The sequence below is a fragment of the Microbacterium sp. S308A+ genome, from assembly GCF_049800815.1.
In the GTDB taxonomy this organism is placed as follows: Bacteria; Actinomycetota; Actinomycetes; order Actinomycetales; family Microbacteriaceae; genus Microbacterium.
Map to the genome: position 1 here is coordinate 46193 of NZ_JBNAFT010000005.1, position 18959 is coordinate 65151.

Genomic DNA, 18959 nt, shown 5'->3' on the forward strand with positions numbered 1-18959 from the left:
TCGTGCCGGTGGGCACCTCGCGATCGCGGCGTCCGGCGGCGGGGGCGGCGTCCTCGCCGCTCTCTCGCGCGCCGCCGCCGCATGACATGCCTAGACTGGGACGGTGGCGCGGTTTCTCGTGATCGGCGGCTTCCTGGCCGCGGTCTTCTGGATCTTCAGCATCGTCGACTGCTCGCTTCAGCCGGCGACGCGTCACCGTGGGGTGTCGAAGGGTGCCTGGGTCGCGATCGTCGTGCTCATCCCGGTGATCGGCGGGATCCTCTGGTTCGCGATCGGACGCTCGCGCGGGGAGAGGAGCGGGCCTGAGGGCCTCGTGCCGCTCGACGACGACCCCGCCCGCCTGCGTCGGGTCAGCGAGGCCGAGCAGGATCGCCGCATCCGCGAGCTGGAGGAGGAGCTCGCCCGTCTCGACGATCCTCGGGAGGGCGACGCCCCGGGCGACCGTTCATGACCGACGCTGGCGGAGGCCTCGTCCCTGCCACCACGGCTGCCGTGGCGCTCGTGCGCGGCTTCGTCGAGCACGGTGTTCGTGACCTCGTGCTCTCCCCGGGATCGCGGTCGCAGGCACTGGCGCTGGCGGCGGCGGATGCGGCGCGGGCAGGGGCGCTGCGGCTGCACGTGCGGCTCGACGAGCGCGTCGCCGCCTTCACCGCGCTGGGCATGGCCAGGGAGACCGGGACGCCCGTCGCGGTCCTGTGCACCTCGGGCACGGCGACCGCCGGCCTCCTCCCTGCGACGATGGAGGCGTTCCACGCCGGGGTGCCGCTGCTCCTGCTCACCGCCGACCGTCCGCCGGAGCTCCGCGGCGTCGGCGCGAACCAGGCCACGGTGCAGCCGGGCATGTTCGACGCCTGGGTGCGGGACGCCGTGGACGCCCCCGTCCCCGGTGAGGCGGGGCCGGACGCGTTCGGCATGCTCGCGTTCCGGGCCGTTTCCGCCGCGGTCGGCGTCACGGGCAGCGGCCTTCCCGGCGTGGCGGGACCGGTGCATCTGAACCTCCCCGTCCGCGACCCGCTGTCGGGACCGGCGGGAGACCTTCCGCCCCTCGCCCCCGGGGCGCTGCCCGCCGTCCCCCGTGAGCCGGCCGCCGTGCTCGCGCGGGGTGCGAGGACGGTCGTCGTCGCCGGCGCCGACGCGGGAGCGGCGGCCGAGGAGCTGGCCCACGCGGCGGGCTGGCCCCTCATCGCCGAGATCGTGAGCGGAGCCCGCTTCGGTCGTCGGGTCGTGCGGGACTACCGGAGGCTGCTGCGGGAGCCGTCGCTCGGCGGGCGCATCGAGCGCGTGGTCGTCTTCGGCCACCCCACGCTCAGCCGCGAGGTCTCCGCCCTGCTCGCTCGCGCAGACGTCGAGGTGATCGTGGTGCGCCGCGGCGGCGAGCTCGTCGCCCTCGGCCCCGGCGGTGCTCGCGGCGTGGACGCCGTGACGCTCGTCGCCGAGGTCGATGCCGCCGGCATGCGGCAGGAACAGGCCGATCGCGCCTGGCTCGGAGAATGGATGCGTGCCTCCGTCGGCGCCGCCGTGGATCTCGATGCCGCCGCCCCCGACCCGGACGCGCTCGCCTCGACCGATCCCGAGACCCGTCGGGAGGCCGTGCGGGCAGAGCTCGCGGCGGTGCGCCGGCCGCTGGACCGGACGCTGCTCGTCGACGCGGTCTGGAGGGCGACCTGGCCGCACGACCGTCTGGTCTTCGGCTCGTCGCGGCTCGTGCGCGTCGCGGATGCGCTGCTGGCCGGCAAGCGGGTGCCGGTGCACGCCAACCGGGGTCTGGCCGGGATCGACGGGACGATCGCGACCGCCACCGGCATCGCTCTGGCGAGTCAGGCCGACGGCGCTCCTGGCGTCACCCGGGTGCTCCTGGGGGACCTCGCGTTCCTGCACGATGTCGGCGCGCTCCTCCTCCCCGCCGACGAGCCCGCGCCGCGGATCCAGGTCGTCGTGGGGAACGACGGCGGAGGGACGATCTTCGACGGGCTGGAGGTGGCGGGCTCCGCTCCGGCGACCGACCTCGACCGCGCGTTCTACACGCCGCAGTCGGTGGATCTCAGACCGCTGGCGGCCGCCTACGGCTGGGAGCATCGTCGCGTCGAGACGCGGGCCGCTCTCGATCAGTCGCTCACCTCGCCGGTGTCCGGCCCGCAGATCATCGAGGTCCCGCTCCCGCGCTGACAGCTCCGAGACGAGTCGGGTCGCCCTCTCCGGGCCTGTCCCCGTCCCCGATCGGTCGTGCCATCGCTCGGATCGGCGACCGGTGCGGCAGGATGAGGCCATGACCGCGAAGCGATGGACCGCCGATGCCGCAGATGTCCTCCGGGTGGGCCCCGGTTTCCGCCTCGATGACGTGGATCCGGCGTCGACCCCGGGATACGACGGGGACAAGGCCGAGGGCGCACGGGACCTGGCCGCAGGGCTCGTCCTGCTCGGCGACCTGCAGGAGCGCCTGTTCGCCCGCAGCCGCGTGGGCGAGACGCGTGACGCGGTCCTGCTCGTGCTGCAGGCGATGGACTCCGCCGGCAAGGGAGGGATCGTGCGCCATGTCGTGGGCGGCGTCGATCCGCAGGGCGTGGCGCTCGCCGCGTTCAAGGCGCCGACCCCCGAGGAGCGCGCGCAGGATTTCCTGTGGCGCATCGAGAAACGGCTCCCCGAGCCGGGGCTCATCGGCGTCTTCGACCGATCGCATTATGAGGACGTCCTGATCGGGCGGGTGCGCGCTCTCGCTCCGGCCGAGGAGATCGAGCGGCGCTACGGCGCGATCGCCGACTTCGAGGAGCGCGTCGCCGCGACGGGCACGAGGGTCGTGAAGGTCATGCTCCACATCTCCCGTGACGAGCAGAGGGAGCGGCTGATGGAGCGGCTCGACCGCCCGGACAAGCACTGGAAGTACAACCCGGGCGACGTGGACGAGCGCTTGCTCTGGGACGACTACATGGCCGCATACCAGACCGTCTTCGACCGGACCTCGACAGCGGCGGCGCCGTGGCACGTGATCCCGGCGAACCGCAAGTGGTACGCGCGTCTGGCCGTGCAGGAGCTCCTGCTCGCCGCGTTGCAGGACATCGATCCGCAGTGGCCGGCGGCGGACTTCGACGTCGAGGTCGAGCGGAGACGTCTGGCCGAGAGCTGAGCGCCCGGATGGCCTGAACGCCCCGGACGTCCCGGACGCGCGGCGCCTGGGACGGGGCTCAGGCGAGCGCGTCGACGATCGGGCGGAACTTCACCCTGGTCTCGAGCAGCTCGGCCTCCGGGTCGCTTCCGGCGACGATCCCGGCTCCCGCGTAGGCCGTGACCGGGATGAGGCCTTCGTCGCCCGGGCCCAGGGGGCGGCCGAACTGTGCGCAGCGCAGGGCGATGGCCCATTCGCCGTCGCCGTCGCCGTCGATCCAGCCGACCGGACCCGCGTACCGGCCTCGGTCGAAGGGCTCCAGGCGTCGGATGGCCGCGACGGCCGTCGGGGTCGGGGTGCCGGCGACGGCGGCGGTCGGGTGGAGCGCGCCGACCAGGTCGAGCACCGAGTCGCCGTCCGAGAGCTCGCCCTCGACGTCGGTCGCGAGGTGGAAGAGGTTCGGGAGCTCGAGCGTGAACGGCTGCTCGCTCGCGGCGAGGGCGCGCGTGTGCGGGCGCAGGGCTGCGAGGACGCTCTGCACGGCGTACCCGTGCTCGTCGAGGTCCTTCGGGCTCGAGGCGAGGGCGGCCACCGCGGCGGCGTCCGCGTCGGGGTCGGCGCCACGGGCGGTGGTCCCGGCGAGCACCCGGGCCGTGACCGTCCCGCGTCGGGAGGTCACGAGGGTCTCCGGGCTCGCCCCGATCAGCCCCTCGACGGCGAAGGTCCAGGTGTCGGGGTAACCGGTGGCGAGCGCGCGCACGAGGCGGCGCAGGTCGGCGCCGGCCGGGGCGGTGCCGACGAGGTCGCGTGCGAGCACGACCTTCCCGTAGTCGCCGGCGGCGATCTCGGCGACCGCGGCGCGGACCGCGTCCTGGTAGCCCTGCGGCGACTGCGCGCCGGGGCCGAGCGTGCCCGACCAGTGCTCGCCGTACGCGCGGGGGGATGCGTCGTCGCGCTCGCCGTCGGCGGGGTCGTCCGCGTCCCGGATCCGGGTGATCCAGCAGCGACCGCGGTGGCGTCCGAGGATCATGCGCGGCACGACGATCGCGCTGTCCTTCGCCGATCCCTCGTCGAACACGAGGGTGCCGAAGCCGACGAGTCCCGTGCCGGGGAGCCGCAGCGGATCCTCCACCACGGCTGCGGCGGTGAGCTCGCGCCATGTCGCCGCGAGGGCCGTCGTGCGCGACGCGGCGGCCCCGGAGGGCACGCGCAGCGCGGCGGCGATGCCGGATCCCGCCGCGACGATCCCTTCGCCCCGCCGCAGCCAGACGAGGGGGAGATCGGGGTCGGCGTAGGGGAGGAGGTCGTCGACGGGATCGATCTCCCGCGTCTCCACGACCAGGGCGCTGCTCACCCGTCCAGCCTAATCCGCCGCTGGGAGCGCTGCCGTCGCCGACGAGAAGGCGGCTCCAGAGGCCGGAGCCGCCGTGACGATGGTGGGTCGGGCGATCACCGAGCGTGCGTCCTACTGACGTCCACTCGTCTCTCTCCCGTGGGGCCGTCAGCAGACGCTGGCGGCCCCACGGCCGTCGGCGGGTGGGCGATAAGGTGTTCTCTATGCCTCCCGACGCATCGGCGACAAAGGCGCGGACTCTCGCCGCGGCACTGGCCGAGTTTGCGACGCACGGCCTCGCCGGCGCACGTGTGGATCGGATCGCCGAGGCGGGCCAGGTGAACAAGCGCTCGATCTACGTCCATTTCGGCAACAAGGAAGAGCTGTTCGACATCGTCGTCGCGCGCACGCTGCAGGAGCTGTCGGAGGATGTCGCGTTCACCGCCGACGATCTTCCTGGCTATGCGGGGCGCCTCTTCGATCATCTCGGGCGCCGTCCCGAGATCCTGCGCCTCTCGACCTGGGCGAACCTCGAGCGCCCGGCGGCGTCGCAGGGCGAGGCCGCCGCCTACCGGGCCAAGGTCGATGCGATGCGCGAAGCCCAGGAGCGGGGCCTTCTTCCCCGTGGAGTCGACGCCGTCGACCTTCTGGCGATGCTTCTCGCGCTCGTCACCTCGTGGGCTGGAGCGTCATCGGCTTTGCACGGACTGCACCACGAAAGCCCTCAGTCCCTGGCGCGGCTGAACACGCACCGCGTCGCGCTGGTCGACGGCGTCCGCCGGCTCTGCGACGCGCCCTGATCGTGCCCACCGCGCCGATCGTGAGCCGGGTCACGTGGGATCCGACCCGTAGGTGCGTGCGATCAGCTCGCCGCGGGACCGGGCACCGACGTGTCGGAACACCTGTGTGAGGTGGACCTCCACCGTACGGGGTGAGATGCCCATCGCCTGCGAGATCCGCATGTTCGAATATCCCCGGAGCAGGAGCGAGAAAGCTTCTTCCTGGCGCGGGGTCAGCATCGCTCTCAGACGGTCGGCGCGGTTGCGGCGCCGTTCCGATGGGCCTCCGCGACGTGCGGCGACCACCGCGTAGTCGGTGCTGGCAGGGCCCTCGATGGCGTATTCGATCGGCGAGGCGGGTGCGTTCCGGCCGAGTGCGATGATCGTCTCGGTGCCGATAGAGAGGCCTCGGGCAGCAAGGATGCGAGCGGCGCTGTGGGTCATGCCCCCGCCCGTGTGGGTGATGGGAAAGCGCTCGACGACATCCGACAGCGTCTCGAAGGCCGCTTCGTCCTCGCCTGCATAGAGCTGGAACCAGATCTGCTGGGCCAGGAGCCAGGCGTTGACGAGGGGCGAGAGCGGGCCTGCTGTGCTCGTCCAGGGCCAGGTGGGTGGCGTCTCGATCATCGAGAGGAGGAGGGTCGCCTGTCGCGCGTCCGCCGCACCGCGGTTGGTGACCCACAGTGCGATCACCTCCGAGATCCGATCGACGGTGGTGCCGTCGGTGACCGTCGCCGCCGCAACCCGGAGCGCGTCGATCTGCGTTGACAGTCGGTCTATCGGGCCGCCGCGGTGAGGTGGGCCCTCCTCGAAGGCCTGTGCGGCAGCGGCGATGCGCGCGGCCTCGGCGTGCAGGACCGCGGACCCGCCGGATTGTGCCCGCAGGCTCCGCGCGACAGCGTCCGCATGGTAGCCCGCGGCGAGAGCGGCACCGGCGGCGAGCACCTGGGCGCGGTCCCGTCGCTGTCCCGTCACCGCGGACGCGAGTCGCGCCGCGCTTCTGGCTGCCGCGTCCGCGTTCCCCGCTTGCAGGAGCCGCGTCGCCAGCCGTGCCACGCCGGCCTCGTACTCCGCTGCCGACGCCCGGCCGCTCAGGAGCGCGTGCCAGGCGGCGTCGTCGCGGAGGCCCGCCGCGCGGGCGACGCGGAACAGCGTGCGATGGATCCGATACTGGTCCTCGGCGTCGAGGCTCTGCAGAGCCGCCGCGCGTACTCGCCCCTCCCGGAAGGAGAACGTCCCGTTGCGTACCGCGAGCTCCCGGGAGACGACCGTGCCGAGCAGGACATGAGCCTCGACCGCCGATGCGGCGACGAGGAGGTCCACGCGATCGTTGATCATGAGGGCCGCGGTCGCGAGCACCTGTCTCTCTGCCGGTGTCGCGTCAGAGAGGCGGTCGGCCGTCTCTCTGGCTATCGGGCGTGGCAAGGGGAGCGGGTCCGGCAGGGCGGAGAGGCCGCTCCTCTGGGCAGGGGTGAGTCCGGCCATGATCTCGATCAGCGCGGTCGTGTCGCCGCCTGTGTGGTCCATCACGCAGGAAGCGACCCAGGGAGCAGCGCTGAGCCCTCTCGTATGCAGGGCGGTCAGACCCGCCTCGACACGTGCGGCCATCCGTCCTCCTTTGTGCCGGACGCCATACTCGGGCCCTTAAGTAACCGGTTAGATAACTATGATGATAGGGCCGGATGGGGGAGGCGTCCATGTCGGTCCGCGCCCCTCCGCCATTCCCCGGGAGAGGCGATGGTCTTCCCCTGGCGCAAATGGGACGGGTCGCCGCACCGGCGGCACGAGTGCGTGTACCTCGGTGCCGACGCCTGGGGCGATTGGGTCGGGCAGCCGGCCGGCTGGGGGAGCGCCCGCCCCGGCGCCTCCTTCGCCACGGACGCGCCCAACGTGACTCTTGTCCCGCCGAGCGGCGACCATGCGGTCACGGCGTACCGTCGTCATCCGCGCGGCATGCGGATCTACATCGACCTCGGGTGGGAGGTCTGCGGGGGAGCGGCGGACGGCTCTCGGGACCCGCTGCTCGCGACCGGCGTCGACATGGACCTCGACGTCGTCCGCGTCGAGGGGCCGCGAGGGACATGGGTCGACGAGCGCGACGAATGGGCGCGGCATCGCGTGCGCTTTGGCTATCCCGCCGAGGTCGTCGCGCACCTGGAGGCGCTTGCGCTCGACCTCGAACGGCGGGTGCGCGCGCAGGAGGCGCCGTTCGACGACGCGGTCCCCGGCTCCTGGCTGGACCGTCTCGAGACGCTGGTCCTCCCTTCCGCGGCGCGGCGGCCGGGGCCGGCCTCGGGAGGGGCGCCGAGCGGGCATCTAGACTCGGAGGCGTGACCCCGGACGAGCCCAACCGCGCAGACCTCGGCAAGGACCCCGCGCAGGTGAGCGGGATGTTCGACCAGGTCGCGGCCGGATACGACCGCACCAACGTCGTCATGACCTTCGGCAACGATGCGTTCTGGCGTGCGGCGACCACGCGCGCGGTGGCCCCCCGGCGCGGCGAGCGCATCCTCGACCTCGGCGCGGGCACGGCCTCGTCCTCCGCGTCCCTGGCGGCGAGCGGGGCCGACGTCGTCGCCGCGGACTTCTCGCCGGGGATGCTCGCGGAGGGGCGACGCCGGCACGGCCACCTCCCCAACCTGAGCTTCGTGGAGGCCGACGCCACCGCCCTGCCCTTCGCGGACGGGGAGTTCGACGCGGTGACGATGTCGTACAGCCTGCGCAACGTGCACGACCCGAAGAAGGCGCTCGCCGAGCTCTTCCGGGTCACGCGGCCGGGCGGGCGACTCGTCGTCAACGAGTTCTCCACGCCGCCGCAGCCGTTCTTCCGCCGGCTCTACCGCTTCTACAACGCGCGGGTGCTGCCGAAGGTCGCCCGCCTGGCCGGGACGAACGCCGAGGCGTACGACTACCTCAACGAGTCGATCCGGGACTGGCCGGACCAGGCGACGCTGGCCGCGTGGATCCGTGAGGCCGGATGGACCGAGGTCGCCCATCGCAACCTCTCGATGGGCATCGTCGCCCTGCACCGTGCGACCAGCCCTCTCGCTGAGACCGAGGCGTCAGGCGCGCCCAGGTAGGCTGGACGGGTGACTTCGAGCGCTCCTGCCCCGGGTTCGCGCCTCGCGAGCCGAATCGGCTTCAGCGACCGCGTGTTCATCGGGCCCGCCGCGCGCCGGCTCGCGCGCGAGGTCGAAGCCGGGCTGGACCTGGTCGAGGAGGGACTGGCCGAGGACCTGCGCGTCGCCGACACGCTCGCGGACGCCGCCAGCCGCTACCTCTATGAGGCGGGAGGCAAGCGCGTGCGCCCGGTCCTGGCGCTCCTGACCGCCCAGCTGGGGCAGGGCAACGTGCCCGCGGTCATCGACATCGCCAAGGCGCTGGAGATGACGCATCTCGGCTCGCTCTACCACGACGACGTCATGGACGGCGCCGACCGCCGCCGCGGCGTGCCCGCCGCGCACGCGGTCTGGGGCAACAACGTCGCGATCCTCACCGGAGACATCCTCTTCTCCCGCGCCAGCCAGCTCATGTCGCACCACGGCGACAGGGCCATCCGGCTCCAGGCCGACACGTTCGAGCGGCTCGTGCTGGGGCAGATGCACGAGACCGTCGGCCCCCAGGAGGGCGACGACCCGATCGCCTTCTACCTCCAGGTGCTCGCGGACAAGACCGGCTCCCTCATCGCGGCGGCGACCGAGGCGGGCGCCATCTTCTCCGGCGCGCCCGCGGAGTACGAGGAGCCGCTGCGCGTGTACGGCGAGAAGGTGGGCGTCGCCTTCCAGCTGCTCGACGACGTGATCGACCTCTCCGCGAACCCGGACGACACCGGCAAGGTGCCGGGCACCGACCTGCGCGCCGGCGTGCCGACGATGCCCTCGCTCCTCCTCGCCGCCGAGGCCGACGACGTCTCCCGGGCTCTGTCCGCCGAGATCGACGAGGGCGTCGCCCGCATCGCCGACGGCGCGGACCCCGCGATCCTCGACGAGCCGCTCGCCCGGCTGCGGGACCACGCGGTCACGGAGAAGACGATGGAACTGGCGCGTTCCTGGACGCGCGATGCGATCGTGGCGCTCGACCCGCTGCCGAAGGGGCCGGTGCGTGACGCGCTGGTCCGGTTCGCGCAGACGCTGGCCGACCGCAGCAGCTGACGGAAGGAAACCATGACCAAGCTCAGGCTCGCCATCGTCGGAGCAGGCCCCGCCGGCATCTACGCGGCGGACATCCTGCTCAAGGCGGAGCGCCGCTTCGACGTCTCGATCGACCTGTTCGAGCAGCTCCCCGCGCCTTACGGCCTGGTCCGCTACGGCGTGGCCCCCGACCATCCCCGCATCAAGGGCATCATCACGGCTCTTCGCGACGTGCTGGACCGCGGCGACATCCGTCTCTTCGGCAACGTCCGGTTCGGCGAGGACGTCACGCTCGACGACCTCAAGCGCCACTACAACGCAGTGATCTTCGCGACCGGGGCCGTGCGTGACGCTGCGCTCGAGATCCCCGGCATCGACGCGGTCGGATCCTATGGCGCTGCCGACTACGTCAGCTGGTTCGACGGCCATCCGGACGTCCCGAGGGAATGGCCGCTCGACGCCGCGTCGGTGGCCGTGCTCGGCAACGGCAACGTCGCGCTCGACGTCTCGCGGATGCTGGCAAAGCACGCGGAGGACCTCCTCGTCACCGAGGTGCCCCAGAACGTGTACGAGGGCCTGCGCGCGAGCGCGGTGACGGACGTGCACGTGTTCGGACGCCGTGGCCCCGCGCAGGTGAAGTTCACGCCGCTGGAGCTCCGCGAGCTCGGCGAGCTGCGCGACGTGGACATGGTCGTGTACGACGAGGACTTCGACTACGACGAGGCCTCGCGCGACGCCGTCGCCAGCAACAAGCAGGTGATGGTCATCGACCGCATCCTCCAGTCCTGGCGGCAGCGCCCTTCGGTCAACAACGCCGGGGGCGAGGCCTCCCGCCGGCTGCACCTGCACTTCTGGGCACGTCCGGTCGAGGTCCGAAAGGACGAGAACGGCCGGGTCGCCGCCCTCGTCTACGAGCGCACGAAGCCGGACGGGCAGGGCGGGGCCGTCGGCACGGGCGAGCTGCGCGAGATCCCGGTGCAGGCGCTCTACCGCGCGATCGGCTACTTCGGCTCCCCGCTCCCCGGCGTCCCGTTCGACAAGAAGCACGGCGTCATCCCCAACCGCGAGGGGCAGGTCCTCGAGAAGGACTCCAACCAGCGCGTGCCGGGCATCTACGCCACGGGATGGGTCAAGCGCGGGCCTGTCGGCCTCATCGGCCACACGAAGTCCGACGCGATGGAGACCGTCCGCCACCTCATCAACGACCAGGGGTCGTGGTGGCAGCCGGAAGACCCCTCCGAAGAGGCGATCCCCGCGCTCCTCGCCGAGCGGGGCGTCGCGTGGACCGACCTCGACGGCTGGCACCGTCTGGACGAGCACGAGATCGGGCTCGGCGCCCCTCAGGAGAGGGCGCGCGTGAAGGTCGTGCCGCGCGAGGAGATGGTACGCATCTCCCGCGGCGCGTAGCCGCCCGGAAACGGGGCTCCCGCCCGCTGAGTAGCATGGAGGACATGGAGAGGACGAGAGCGATCCGCGCCGCCCGTGGGGCGACTGCGGCGACGCTCGCGACCTTCGTCGCCCTCCTCTCGCACGTCGCCGGGGGCGGCGCGATGCCGGGGTGGCTCGGCGTCGTCGTTCCCTGGACGTTCTCTCTCCTCGTGTGCGTCCCTCTCGCGGGACGTCGCCTCTCGGCGATCCGGCTGAGCATCGGGGTGGTCGTGAGCCAGGCGCTGTTCCACGTCCTGTTCGTGCTCGGCGCTGGCACCTCCTCCGGGCTGGTCGGCGTGGGGCACCACGGCATGATGGTCCTTCCCGGCGGAGCCGGCGCGGGGGCCGTCCCGGCGAGCGACGCCTCGATAGAGGCGATGCTCTGGGGCGACGCGGCCATGTGGACCGCTCACGTCACGGCGGCCGTGCTCACGATCGCGGCGCTGCACCGCGGTGAGAGCGCCCTCCGCCGCCTTCTCGAGATCGCCGTGCAGACGGGTTCCTGGATCGAGCGCCAGGTGCTCGCGATGGTCCGGGCGTTCGTCGATCCGCTTCCGTCCTCCCCGCGGCACCGTCTCGTGCCGGCAGAGAGCCTCGCGCCGCGCGTCCTCCGCGCCGTGCACCTTTCCGCCGTCGTCCGGCGCGGTCCGCCCCGCGCGTTCGCGTGACCGTCCGCCGCCCCGTTCCCTGAGGCGGCCGTCCGAGCCTCGTCGAGGCTCCGCTTGAGCGCGCCCCGCTCCCACCCGGGGGCGCGTCGCCTGCACGCAGAACAGCACCGGGACGACCCGGCCGCGCCTACAGGGCGACGGCGGGAGCCCGTGCACGACGAGGCCGCGTCCGCGGCCGAGGAAGACAGCATGAACACTCCGACCATCCGCACGGCCGTCGCGACGGCCGCTCCGAGGGACCGTGCCTCGCGCCGGTTCCGGCTTCGCGCGCTCCTCGCGGGGATCGCGATCGGCGCCGCCGCCGTGCTCGGCACGGCGATCCCGGCGTCCGCTCACGACGAGCTGCTCAGCAGCACCCCCGCGGCGAACGCGACGATCGACGCCGCGCCGGCGGAGGTCGTGCTCACCTTCTCGGGGAACATCCTGCCCCAGACGGCGATCATGGCGATCACCGACGCTGCGGGGACCGACTACCGCCAAGGCGAGCCGAAGGTCTCCGAGACCTCTGTCACCGTCGGCCTGAAGCCGGGCCTCCCCGGCGGCGCGTATGAGATCCGCTGGGCGGTGACCTCCGAGGACGGGCACCCGATCTCCGGGATCATCCCGTTCTCGATCGCCGGCTCCGGTGCGTCCGAGCCCTCGGCCGCACCGGTCACCCCGACGGCCGCCCCCTCCGCCGCCGACACCGCAGCGCCGACAGACGCGAACGCGCCTGTCGCGTCGCCGCCGGCGGAGGAGTCCGGCGTCTCGGCGGGCCTGGTCATCGCGCTGGTCGTCACGGGCGTCGCTGTGGTCGGGCTGGTCGTGGTCATCGCTGTCGTCATGGCCCGGCGTCGCGGACAGGACGGGAACGCCCCCACGGACGACTCCGGGCTCTGACCCGGTCGTCCCCCTGAGCCCCGTCGTCTCGACCGGGCTCGACCGGGCGTGCCTTCTGCGCCGTCCGGATCATCATCGTGGTCCCGCCCGTTCCGGGCGGAGCCGCGTCACGACTCAGAAAGAGAAACCGATGAACACCAACACCACCACTCGCCGTCCTCGCCTGATGCGCGCCTCCGCCCTCGGCGGCGCCGGAGTCGCCCTCGCCCTCGTCCTCTCCGGCTGTGCCGGGGGGACAGCGGCGTCGCCGGCCCCCTCGGTCTCGGCTGCCGCCGCGGCGGACAGCGTGAAGGTCGTCGACGGATGGGCGAAGGCCTCCGAATCCGGGATGACGGCGGCCTTCGGCGAGATCGAGAACACGGGGAACGAGGAGATCACCCTCCTCTCCGTCGCCACGACCGCCTCTCCGGACGTCGAGCTGCACGAGACCGTGGCGGACGCCTCCGGCCAGATGAAGATGCAGGAGAAGAAGGGCGGGTTCCCGATCGCGGCCGGCGGTGCGCTGTCGCTCGTGCCTGGCGGGAACCACATCATGCTCATGGACCTCGCCGCGCCCCTCAAGGCCGGCGACGAGCTGACCTTCACCCTGTCCTTCTCGGACGGATCGAAGAAGGACGTGAGCATGCCGATCAAGGACTACTCCGGCGCGAACGAGAAGTACTCCGACGGGGATTCCGGCACGCCCGCCCCTGGCTCGTCCGGGACGGGTCACGCAGGTCACGGTCAGTCCGCTCACGGCGGCGCGGGCGGCGCGCTCCGATGAGCGGCGCATCCGCCTCCTCCGAGCGGGTGCGTGCCACCCGGCGGCAGTTCCTCCTCGGAGGGGCTGCCGCCGGCGCCGGGGCCGCCGCGGCGCTCGGGACCACGATCCTCCCGGGCGCTCCGGCGTCCGCCGCGGAGGCCGGAGCCGGGGAGCCTTCCGTCCACGGCGGCGAGACGGTCCCGTTCCATGGGGCGCACCAGGCCGGCATCGCCACCCCCGCACAGGCGCATGCGGTCTTCCTGGCGCTCGATCTGCGCGAAGGCGTGGACCGCGACGGGCTCCGCCGTCTCATGCGCACGCTCAGCGACGACGCGGCCCGGCTCATGCGGGGCGCGGGGGCGCTTGCCGACACCGAACCCGAGCTCGCCGCCGCACCCGCGCGGCTCACCGTGACCTTCGGGTTCGGCCCGGGATTCGTCGCACGGGGGGGCGGAGCGGCGCCGGGGTGGCTGCGCCCGCTCCCCGCCTTCGGTGTCGACCGGCTCCGCCCGGAGCTCGGCGACGGCGATCTCCTCCTGCAGATCGCGGCGGAGGATCCCCTGACGGTCGCGCACGCCGCCCGCATGCTGTTGAAGGACGCGCGGGGCACGGCCCGGGTGCGCTGGCGGCAGCAGGGATTCCGCCGTGCATACGGCACGGAGGCCCCGGGGACCACGATGCGCAACCTGTTCGGCCAGGTGGACGGCACGGTCAACCCGAAGCCGGGAACCGCCGACTTCGACGACGTCGTCTGGATCGACGACGACAGCTGGCTCGCGGGCGGGACCGGCATGGTCTTCCGCCGCATCCGGATGGACGTGGACGGCTGGGACAGGATCGATCGCGCGGGCCGGGAGCAGTCGGTGGGCCGCCGTCTGTCCGACGGTGCTCCGCTCACCGGGAGGAAGGAGCACGATGAGCCGGACTTCGACGCGAAGGACTCGATCGGATTCCCGGTCATCCCGGCGTTCTCGCACGTCCGCCGCGCGCGAAGCGAGAACCCGAGGGAGCGGATCTTCCGCCGCGCCTACAACGACGACGGCGCGCCCACGGGCGACGAGGTCTCTGAGTCGGCGCTGCTCTTCGTCTCCTTCCAGGCCGACGTCGACGCGCAGTTCGTGCCGCTGCAGCGGCGGCTCGACGAGCTGGACCTGCTGAACACGTGGACGACGCCCATCGGCTCCGCCGTGTTCGCGATCCCCCCGGGGTGCGAGAAGGGCGGCTGGATCGGGGAGACACTGCTCGGCTGACCCGCATGGCTCGGCCGGCCGGCCGAGCCATGCGGCACGGAGGAACGGCCGCCCGGCGGGGAGCCCGGTCGGGCGGCCGACGCGGGATACGCTGACGACATGCGTGCGCCGGAGAAGGACGATCGGTGGGGGCCGGACATCCTCGGCGAAGGCTTCGATCAGCTCACGATCCCGCTTGGCGCGGACGAGGAAGGCGAGGTCGTGGCCACGCTCGTCCGCGCCCTTCCGCATCGTTCGCGCTGGCAGCGGATCATCGGCGGCCCGCGTTCGCTCGCCGACGTCGACGTCCTCTACGTGCATGGCTGGTCGGACTACTTCTTCCAGAAGCGGCTCGCGCGGTTCTGGACCGAGCGGGGCGCCCGGTTCTTCGCCCTCGATCTGCGCAAGTACGGGCGCAGCCTGCGCCAGGGGCAGACGCCCGGCTACATCTCCGACCTCGGTGTCTACGACGAGGACATCGCGGCGGCGCTCGCCGAGATGGGCATCCCGGTGCCGAGGTCGCAGGCGTTCCCTTCGTCCGAGGCAGGGGCGTCTGCGGCACCCGGGGGCGCGGAGGACGCGGGGCGGGCGCCGACCTCCAGGGGAGCGCCGGCCGCGGCCGTGGCCGAGGCGGATGACCGTGCGGACCGCACAGGGGAGGCCACGCCCGCCGTCCCCGGCGAGCGGCACGTCTCGCGGCGGAGACAGGGGCGCACACGCCGGCTGGTGCTGCTCGGCCACTCCACCGGGGGTCTGACCCTGAGCCTCTGGGCCGCGCGGCATCCGGGCGTGGCAGACGCGGTCATCCTCAACAGCCCCTGGCTGGAGTTCCAGCTGCCGCGCCTCACCCGAGAGACGATCGCGCCGCTCGTGGGCCTGCAGGCCCGGTACCGTCCACGCGAGCGCGCGCCGCAGCTGGATCTGGGCTACTACACCCGCGCTCAACAGGAGGTGTCGGACCCCGACGACCCGACCGAGGTGAACCTCGACTGGCGGCCGGAGCAGACGATGGCCGTGCACGCGGGCTGGCTGCACGCCATCCTGGCAGGGCATGCGGCCATCGCCGCCGGGACCTGCATCGACGCGCCGGTGTGCGTCATGCTCTCGGCACGGAGTCTGCTGCCCACCTCCTGGTCGGAGGAGCTCACCCGCGTGGACAGCGTGCTCGTCGTCGACGACATCGCACGGGCGGCGCTCAAGCTCGGCCCCTCGGTCACGATCGAGCGCATCGACGGGGCGCTGCACGACGTGTTCCTCTCCCGGCGGGAGGCACGCGACGAGGCCTACGCACGCCTGGACCGGTGGGTGACCGGCTGGGCCGCGGCGAACCCGCGCTGACGCGACGGAGGGCGGCCCTCGGTCCGTCGGGACGAGCATCGTGCAGGGCTCTCAGTACACTGGGCGGCATGGCTGACAGCTCTTTCGACATCGTGTCCAAGGTCGACCACCAGGAGGCCGACAACGCCCTCAACCAGGCGCGCAAGGAGATCGAGCAGCGCTACGACTTCAAGGGCACCGGTGCCTCGATCGCCTGGAGCGGCGAGCAGATCGTGATCACCGCGAACGCCGAGGAGCGGGCGAAGGCGGTGCTGGACGTGTTCCAGACCAAACTGATCAAGCGCGGGATCTCGCTCAAGAGCCTCGAGTCCGGTGACCCTGTCGCGAGTGGCAAGGAGTACCGCATCGTCTCGTCCCTCAAGGACGGGATCTCCTCCGAGAACGCGAAGAAGATCGGCAAGATCATCCGGGACGAGGGGCCGAAATCCGTCAAGTCGCAGATCCAGGGCGATGAGCTGCGCGTGCAGTCCAAGAGCCGGGACGACCTGCAGGCCGTGATCGCCCTCCTCAAGGGCGCCGACCTGGACATCGACCTCCAGTTCGTCAACTACCGGTAGGAGCCGGTCACCGCGTGCCCGTCCCGCGGCCTCTCAGAGGCACTGCGGCGCGCGCGAGACACCGCCGTCGGCGGCGAGGGCGTCGAGGCTGATGTCACCGTCCATGAACGTGGAGGTCTCCCGCGCGATGTCGTCGACGGCGAGCAGTACCCCCGAGAAGGAGGGCTCGGTCGGCGACTCCTCGGTGTACAGGATCGCCACGCGCGAGTCCTCCAGATCGACGGCGAGGTAGAAGCCGCGGCCGGAGTCGGCTTGCGCGGCCGCGACCGCGTCGACGGCGAGACGGAAGCCGGCCTCGACGACGTCATCGACCGAGGGCTGGACGGGGACGCACCGGAGATCTTGGTTCTGGGGCTTGCTCGCGCGGCGGGCGTCGTCGACGAGGTCCTTGAGGTCGTCCTCGTCGTCTATGCCGTCGACGTGATGGCGTTTCAGGCCGAGTCCGTCGAGATCGTCGTCGTCGAGGTCCTTGTCGTCGAGGTCGTCGTCCTCGTCTGCGTCGTTGACGTCGTCATCATCGAGGTCGTCGTCATCGTCGTCCGGATCGGCGGTGGCTGCAGACGTCTTCGACCCGTGCGCAGACGCGGAGGCGGACGAGGAACCCGACGGATGGTGCCCGCCCGCGGAGCTCTCCGGGCCGGCGCCCGCGCATCCGGCGAGGAGCAGGGCCAGGGCGGACGCCAGGACGGCGACCGGAGCGGCCCGTCGGGGAGCCTGTGCGGGCATGTCGTCGTCCGTTCGCGAGGGGGCGTTTCGGAGCGACAGTAGGCGAAGGGGACCTTCGGGCGGCCCTGCGCTACGGGAGGTCCCTTAGCCTCGGGCCCCGGGCGGAGGACGATCCTCTGCCGGCGCCGCGGAATCGTCAGAGCAGGGCGGTGCGGACCGCGCCGACGCGCAGGATGGAGGGCAGCACGACCCCCTCCGGCCGGGCGAGGCGGAACCCGGCGCACCACAGCGCGGCGATGCCGAGGCCGACCGCGAGCAGCGGCGACCACAGCGGCACGAAGCCCAGCTGCAGCATGACGATCACCGCGACGACGCTCAGCACGACGGCGGCTCCTACCCGGACCGTCCCGACGCCGGACACACGCTCGAGGCGGATCCGCCGCTCGGTCCCGCGGGCCAGGGCGAGGAAGGGGAGCAGGGCGAGCCCGATCACGGCGAGGAGGACGGGACGGGTGATCCACCAGGCGGGGCTGAAGGTCTCGGGCAGGGGCACCGAGGCGGCGAGCATCACGGCGACCACGGCGGCGAGCGCGGTCATGTGCCAGAGGTAGATGACCGTGCTGCGGGCGTTCACCCACGACACGGCGGCGGACACACGGGCGCGCTCGGCGAACCGGGTCAGTGCGGGATGGGCGAGGCGGAGGGCGGCGAACTGCCCGGCGCCGAGCACGACGAGCGGGATGCTCGCCGGGTTGTTGCCGGCCAGGAGCAGGTCGGCGGGATAGCCGAACGCGGCGGTGAGGACGATGAGGGCGGCCAGGGCGCCCGTGATCACGAGGGCGGCCGTGCGGCGGCGGATCCGGAAGATCGAGCCGTCGGCGACGAAGAACCCGAGCTGCTGCATCGTGAGCCACACGAACACGTAGTTCCACAGGGTGACGCCGTCGCCGAGGGGTCCGCGGGCCACGTCCACGGCGAGCACGGCGGCGACGAGCACGGCGAGGACGAGGCGAGGGTGGCGCCGGTGGGCGGCGAGCATCACGGGCACCAGTGCCGACACGATCACGTACACGCCGAGGAACCAGAGCGGGCGCCCGATCCAGTACGAGCCGTCGGTGACCAGCGTGGCGGGCGTGCCGGCGAGCGCGGCGAGGCCGAGCAGGACGCCGACGATCGCGAACATCACGAGTCCGGGGATCAGGAGCCGCCCGATCCGTTCGGCCGCGAAGTCGCGCGCGGTGGCGCCACGGGAGCGCATCCTGTCCCACAGCCGGGCCGACGCGAAGCCGCCGACGATGAAGAACAGCGGCATCACCTGGATCACCCAGGTGAGGGGGCCGAACCACGCCTCGTCCTGGATCGGGGTGCCGATGCGCACCTCCCCGTCCGAGAGCGTGATGCTCGCGACGAAGAGGTGCAGGGCGACGACGAGGAGGACGCTGAACGCCCGCAGGAGGTCGATCACGGGATCGCGGCGGCCGCGGGGGCTCGCGGATGCCGCGCCGAGGCGGGGGGAGGGGAGAGCGGCGGGCGGTACGAGGGCGGACACGACACTCCGATCGGTTCGGCCCACCCGGTCGGTGAGCGTTGCCCAGACCGTACGGAGCGGGGACCGGGGCCTTCGTCCCCCGGCGGTATCCGGCACCCCCTACCGCGGTACTGTTTTCCCGGTCTGCGCCCATCTCGTCCGTGATGAACAGGTCGGGCCAGGTGAAGGTGGTCGGCCGGGGCTGCGGTTCTGGTCCGTCAGGGTTGCGCGGGCCCGACTAAGCTGTCGGGCCGGAGACCCCGGATTGTCGGGCATGAGGAGTCGGATCTCGGGCCGGCGGAGCCGGATTGTCGACCCGGCGGAGCCGGATTTGTCGAACCGGATTGTCGGGCCGGCGGAGCCGGATTGTCGGGCCGGAGGAAGTTGGTCGGCCTGAATCGGGGTTCCGGACCGACAGAGTTCCTCCGGGCCGACAAGGTGCCGGACCGACAAGGTGCGGGCCTGCACGGTGCCGGGCCGAGCCGTCCCGCGGGGGAGCCGCGGTTTTGCGTCCCGTGAGGGGTTCATAGTGTCGGGCCAGATGAACGTTGTCGGCGGAAAGCGAGGATTGGATCCGACGGA

18 protein-coding genes are annotated in these 18959 nt (G+C 72.5%); 14 read left to right on the top strand and 4 right to left on the bottom strand.

What is annotated here, in order from left to right; translation table 11 throughout:
* Positions 1–103: 103 nt before the first annotated feature.
* The 3 genes from ACP15J_RS12665 (at position 104) to ACP15J_RS12675 (ending at position 3121) form a co-directional block, all read left to right on the top strand.
* Entirely contained in the window at positions 104–451 is a 348-nt protein-coding gene (locus ACP15J_RS12665) for a PLDc N-terminal domain-containing protein (RefSeq protein ID WP_424937645.1), read from the top strand.
* On the top strand, positions 448–2166 hold the full coding sequence (menD, locus tag ACP15J_RS12670) for a 2-succinyl-5-enolpyruvyl-6-hydroxy-3-cyclohexene-1-carboxylic-acid synthase (protein WP_424937644.1): 1719 nt from the start codon (positions 448–450) through the stop codon (positions 2164–2166). The genes ACP15J_RS12665 and menD overlap by 4 nt, the downstream gene beginning before the upstream one ends.
* A 100-nt stretch (positions 2167–2266) precedes the next feature.
* Positions 2267–3121 carry a PPK2 family polyphosphate kinase gene (locus ACP15J_RS12675; protein WP_424937643.1) on the top strand — a complete coding sequence of 285 codons (855 nt, stop codon included), beginning with the start codon at positions 2267–2269 and terminating at the stop codon, positions 3119–3121.
* Positions 3122–3179: 58 nt separating this feature from the next.
* Here ACP15J_RS12675 and ACP15J_RS12680 read toward each other — a convergent pair whose 3' ends face one another.
* Positions 3180–4454 carry an isochorismate synthase gene (locus ACP15J_RS12680; protein ID WP_424937642.1) on the bottom strand — a complete coding sequence of 425 codons (1275 nt, stop codon included), beginning with the start codon at positions 4452–4454 and terminating at the stop codon, positions 3180–3182.
* A 203-nt stretch (positions 4455–4657) separates the two neighbouring features.
* Here ACP15J_RS12680 and ACP15J_RS12685 point away from each other — a divergent pair, with 203 nt between their 5' ends.
* Positions 4658–5233: a TetR family transcriptional regulator gene (locus ACP15J_RS12685; RefSeq protein ID WP_424937641.1), complete on the top strand. Its 576-nt coding sequence runs from the start codon at positions 4658–4660 to the stop codon at positions 5231–5233.
* A 30-nt stretch (positions 5234–5263) separates the two neighbouring features.
* Here ACP15J_RS12685 and ACP15J_RS12690 read toward each other — a convergent pair whose 3' ends face one another.
* The gene (locus ACP15J_RS12690; protein WP_424937640.1) at positions 5264–6820 is read right to left on the bottom strand and encodes a helix-turn-helix transcriptional regulator; all 1557 of its coding nucleotides are present in this window, start codon (positions 6818–6820) and stop codon (positions 5264–5266) included.
* 129 nt (positions 6821–6949) lie between these two features.
* On the opposite strand from ACP15J_RS12690, the gene ACP15J_RS12695 reads away from it, so the two are divergent.
* From ACP15J_RS12695 to ACP15J_RS12740, 10 genes are all read left to right on the top strand, one after another.
* Complete coding sequence (locus ACP15J_RS12695) at positions 6950–7546, top strand: hypothetical protein (RefSeq protein WP_424937639.1); 597 nt, start codon at positions 6950–6952, stop codon at positions 7544–7546.
* Positions 7543–8292 carry a class I SAM-dependent methyltransferase gene (locus ACP15J_RS12700; RefSeq protein WP_424937638.1) on the top strand — a complete coding sequence of 250 codons (750 nt, stop codon included), beginning with the start codon at positions 7543–7545 and terminating at the stop codon, positions 8290–8292. The genes ACP15J_RS12695 and ACP15J_RS12700 overlap by 4 nt, the downstream gene beginning before the upstream one ends.
* A 9-nt stretch (positions 8293–8301) precedes the next feature.
* A complete protein-coding gene (locus ACP15J_RS12705; protein WP_424937637.1) occupies positions 8302–9363 on the top strand; it encodes a polyprenyl synthetase family protein in 1062 nt (353 codons plus the stop codon).
* Positions 9364–9375: 12 nt separating this feature from the next.
* Positions 9376–10749: an FAD-dependent oxidoreductase gene (locus ACP15J_RS12710; RefSeq protein ID WP_424937636.1), complete on the top strand. Its 1374-nt coding sequence runs from the start codon at positions 9376–9378 to the stop codon at positions 10747–10749.
* 44 nt (positions 10750–10793) lie between these two features.
* On the top strand, positions 10794–11438 hold the full coding sequence (locus tag ACP15J_RS12715; RefSeq protein WP_424937635.1) for a hypothetical protein: 645 nt from the start codon (positions 10794–10796) through the stop codon (positions 11436–11438).
* A gap of 189 nt (positions 11439–11627) precedes the next feature.
* Entirely contained in the window at positions 11628–12317 is a 690-nt protein-coding gene (locus ACP15J_RS12720) for a copper resistance CopC family protein (protein ID WP_424937634.1), read from the top strand.
* A 130-nt stretch (positions 12318–12447) separates the two neighbouring features.
* Positions 12448–13080, top strand: coding sequence for a copper chaperone PCu(A)C (locus ACP15J_RS12725; protein ID WP_424937633.1), 633 nt, complete (start codon positions 12448–12450; stop codon positions 13078–13080).
* Entirely contained in the window at positions 13077–14309 is a 1233-nt protein-coding gene (locus ACP15J_RS12730) for a Dyp-type peroxidase (RefSeq protein WP_424937632.1), read from the top strand. The genes ACP15J_RS12725 and ACP15J_RS12730 overlap by 4 nt, the downstream gene beginning before the upstream one ends.
* 99 nt (positions 14310–14408) lie before the next feature.
* Positions 14409–15626 carry an alpha/beta hydrolase gene (locus ACP15J_RS12735; protein WP_424937631.1) on the top strand — a complete coding sequence of 406 codons (1218 nt, stop codon included), beginning with the start codon at positions 14409–14411 and terminating at the stop codon, positions 15624–15626.
* A gap of 68 nt (positions 15627–15694) precedes the next feature.
* Positions 15695–16183 carry a YajQ family cyclic di-GMP-binding protein gene (locus ACP15J_RS12740; protein WP_424937630.1) on the top strand — a complete coding sequence of 163 codons (489 nt, stop codon included), beginning with the start codon at positions 15695–15697 and terminating at the stop codon, positions 16181–16183.
* 33 nt (positions 16184–16216) lie between these two features.
* On the opposite strand, the gene ACP15J_RS12745 is transcribed toward ACP15J_RS12740, so the two are convergent.
* Complete coding sequence (locus ACP15J_RS12745; protein WP_424937629.1) at positions 16217–16909, bottom strand: hypothetical protein; 693 nt, start codon at positions 16907–16909, stop codon at positions 16217–16219.
* Positions 16910–17045: 136 nt separating this feature from the next.
* On the bottom strand, positions 17046–18398 hold the full coding sequence (locus ACP15J_RS12750; RefSeq protein ID WP_424937628.1) for an acyltransferase family protein: 1353 nt from the start codon (positions 18396–18398) through the stop codon (positions 17046–17048).
* Between the last annotated feature and the right edge of the window lie 561 nt (positions 18399–18959).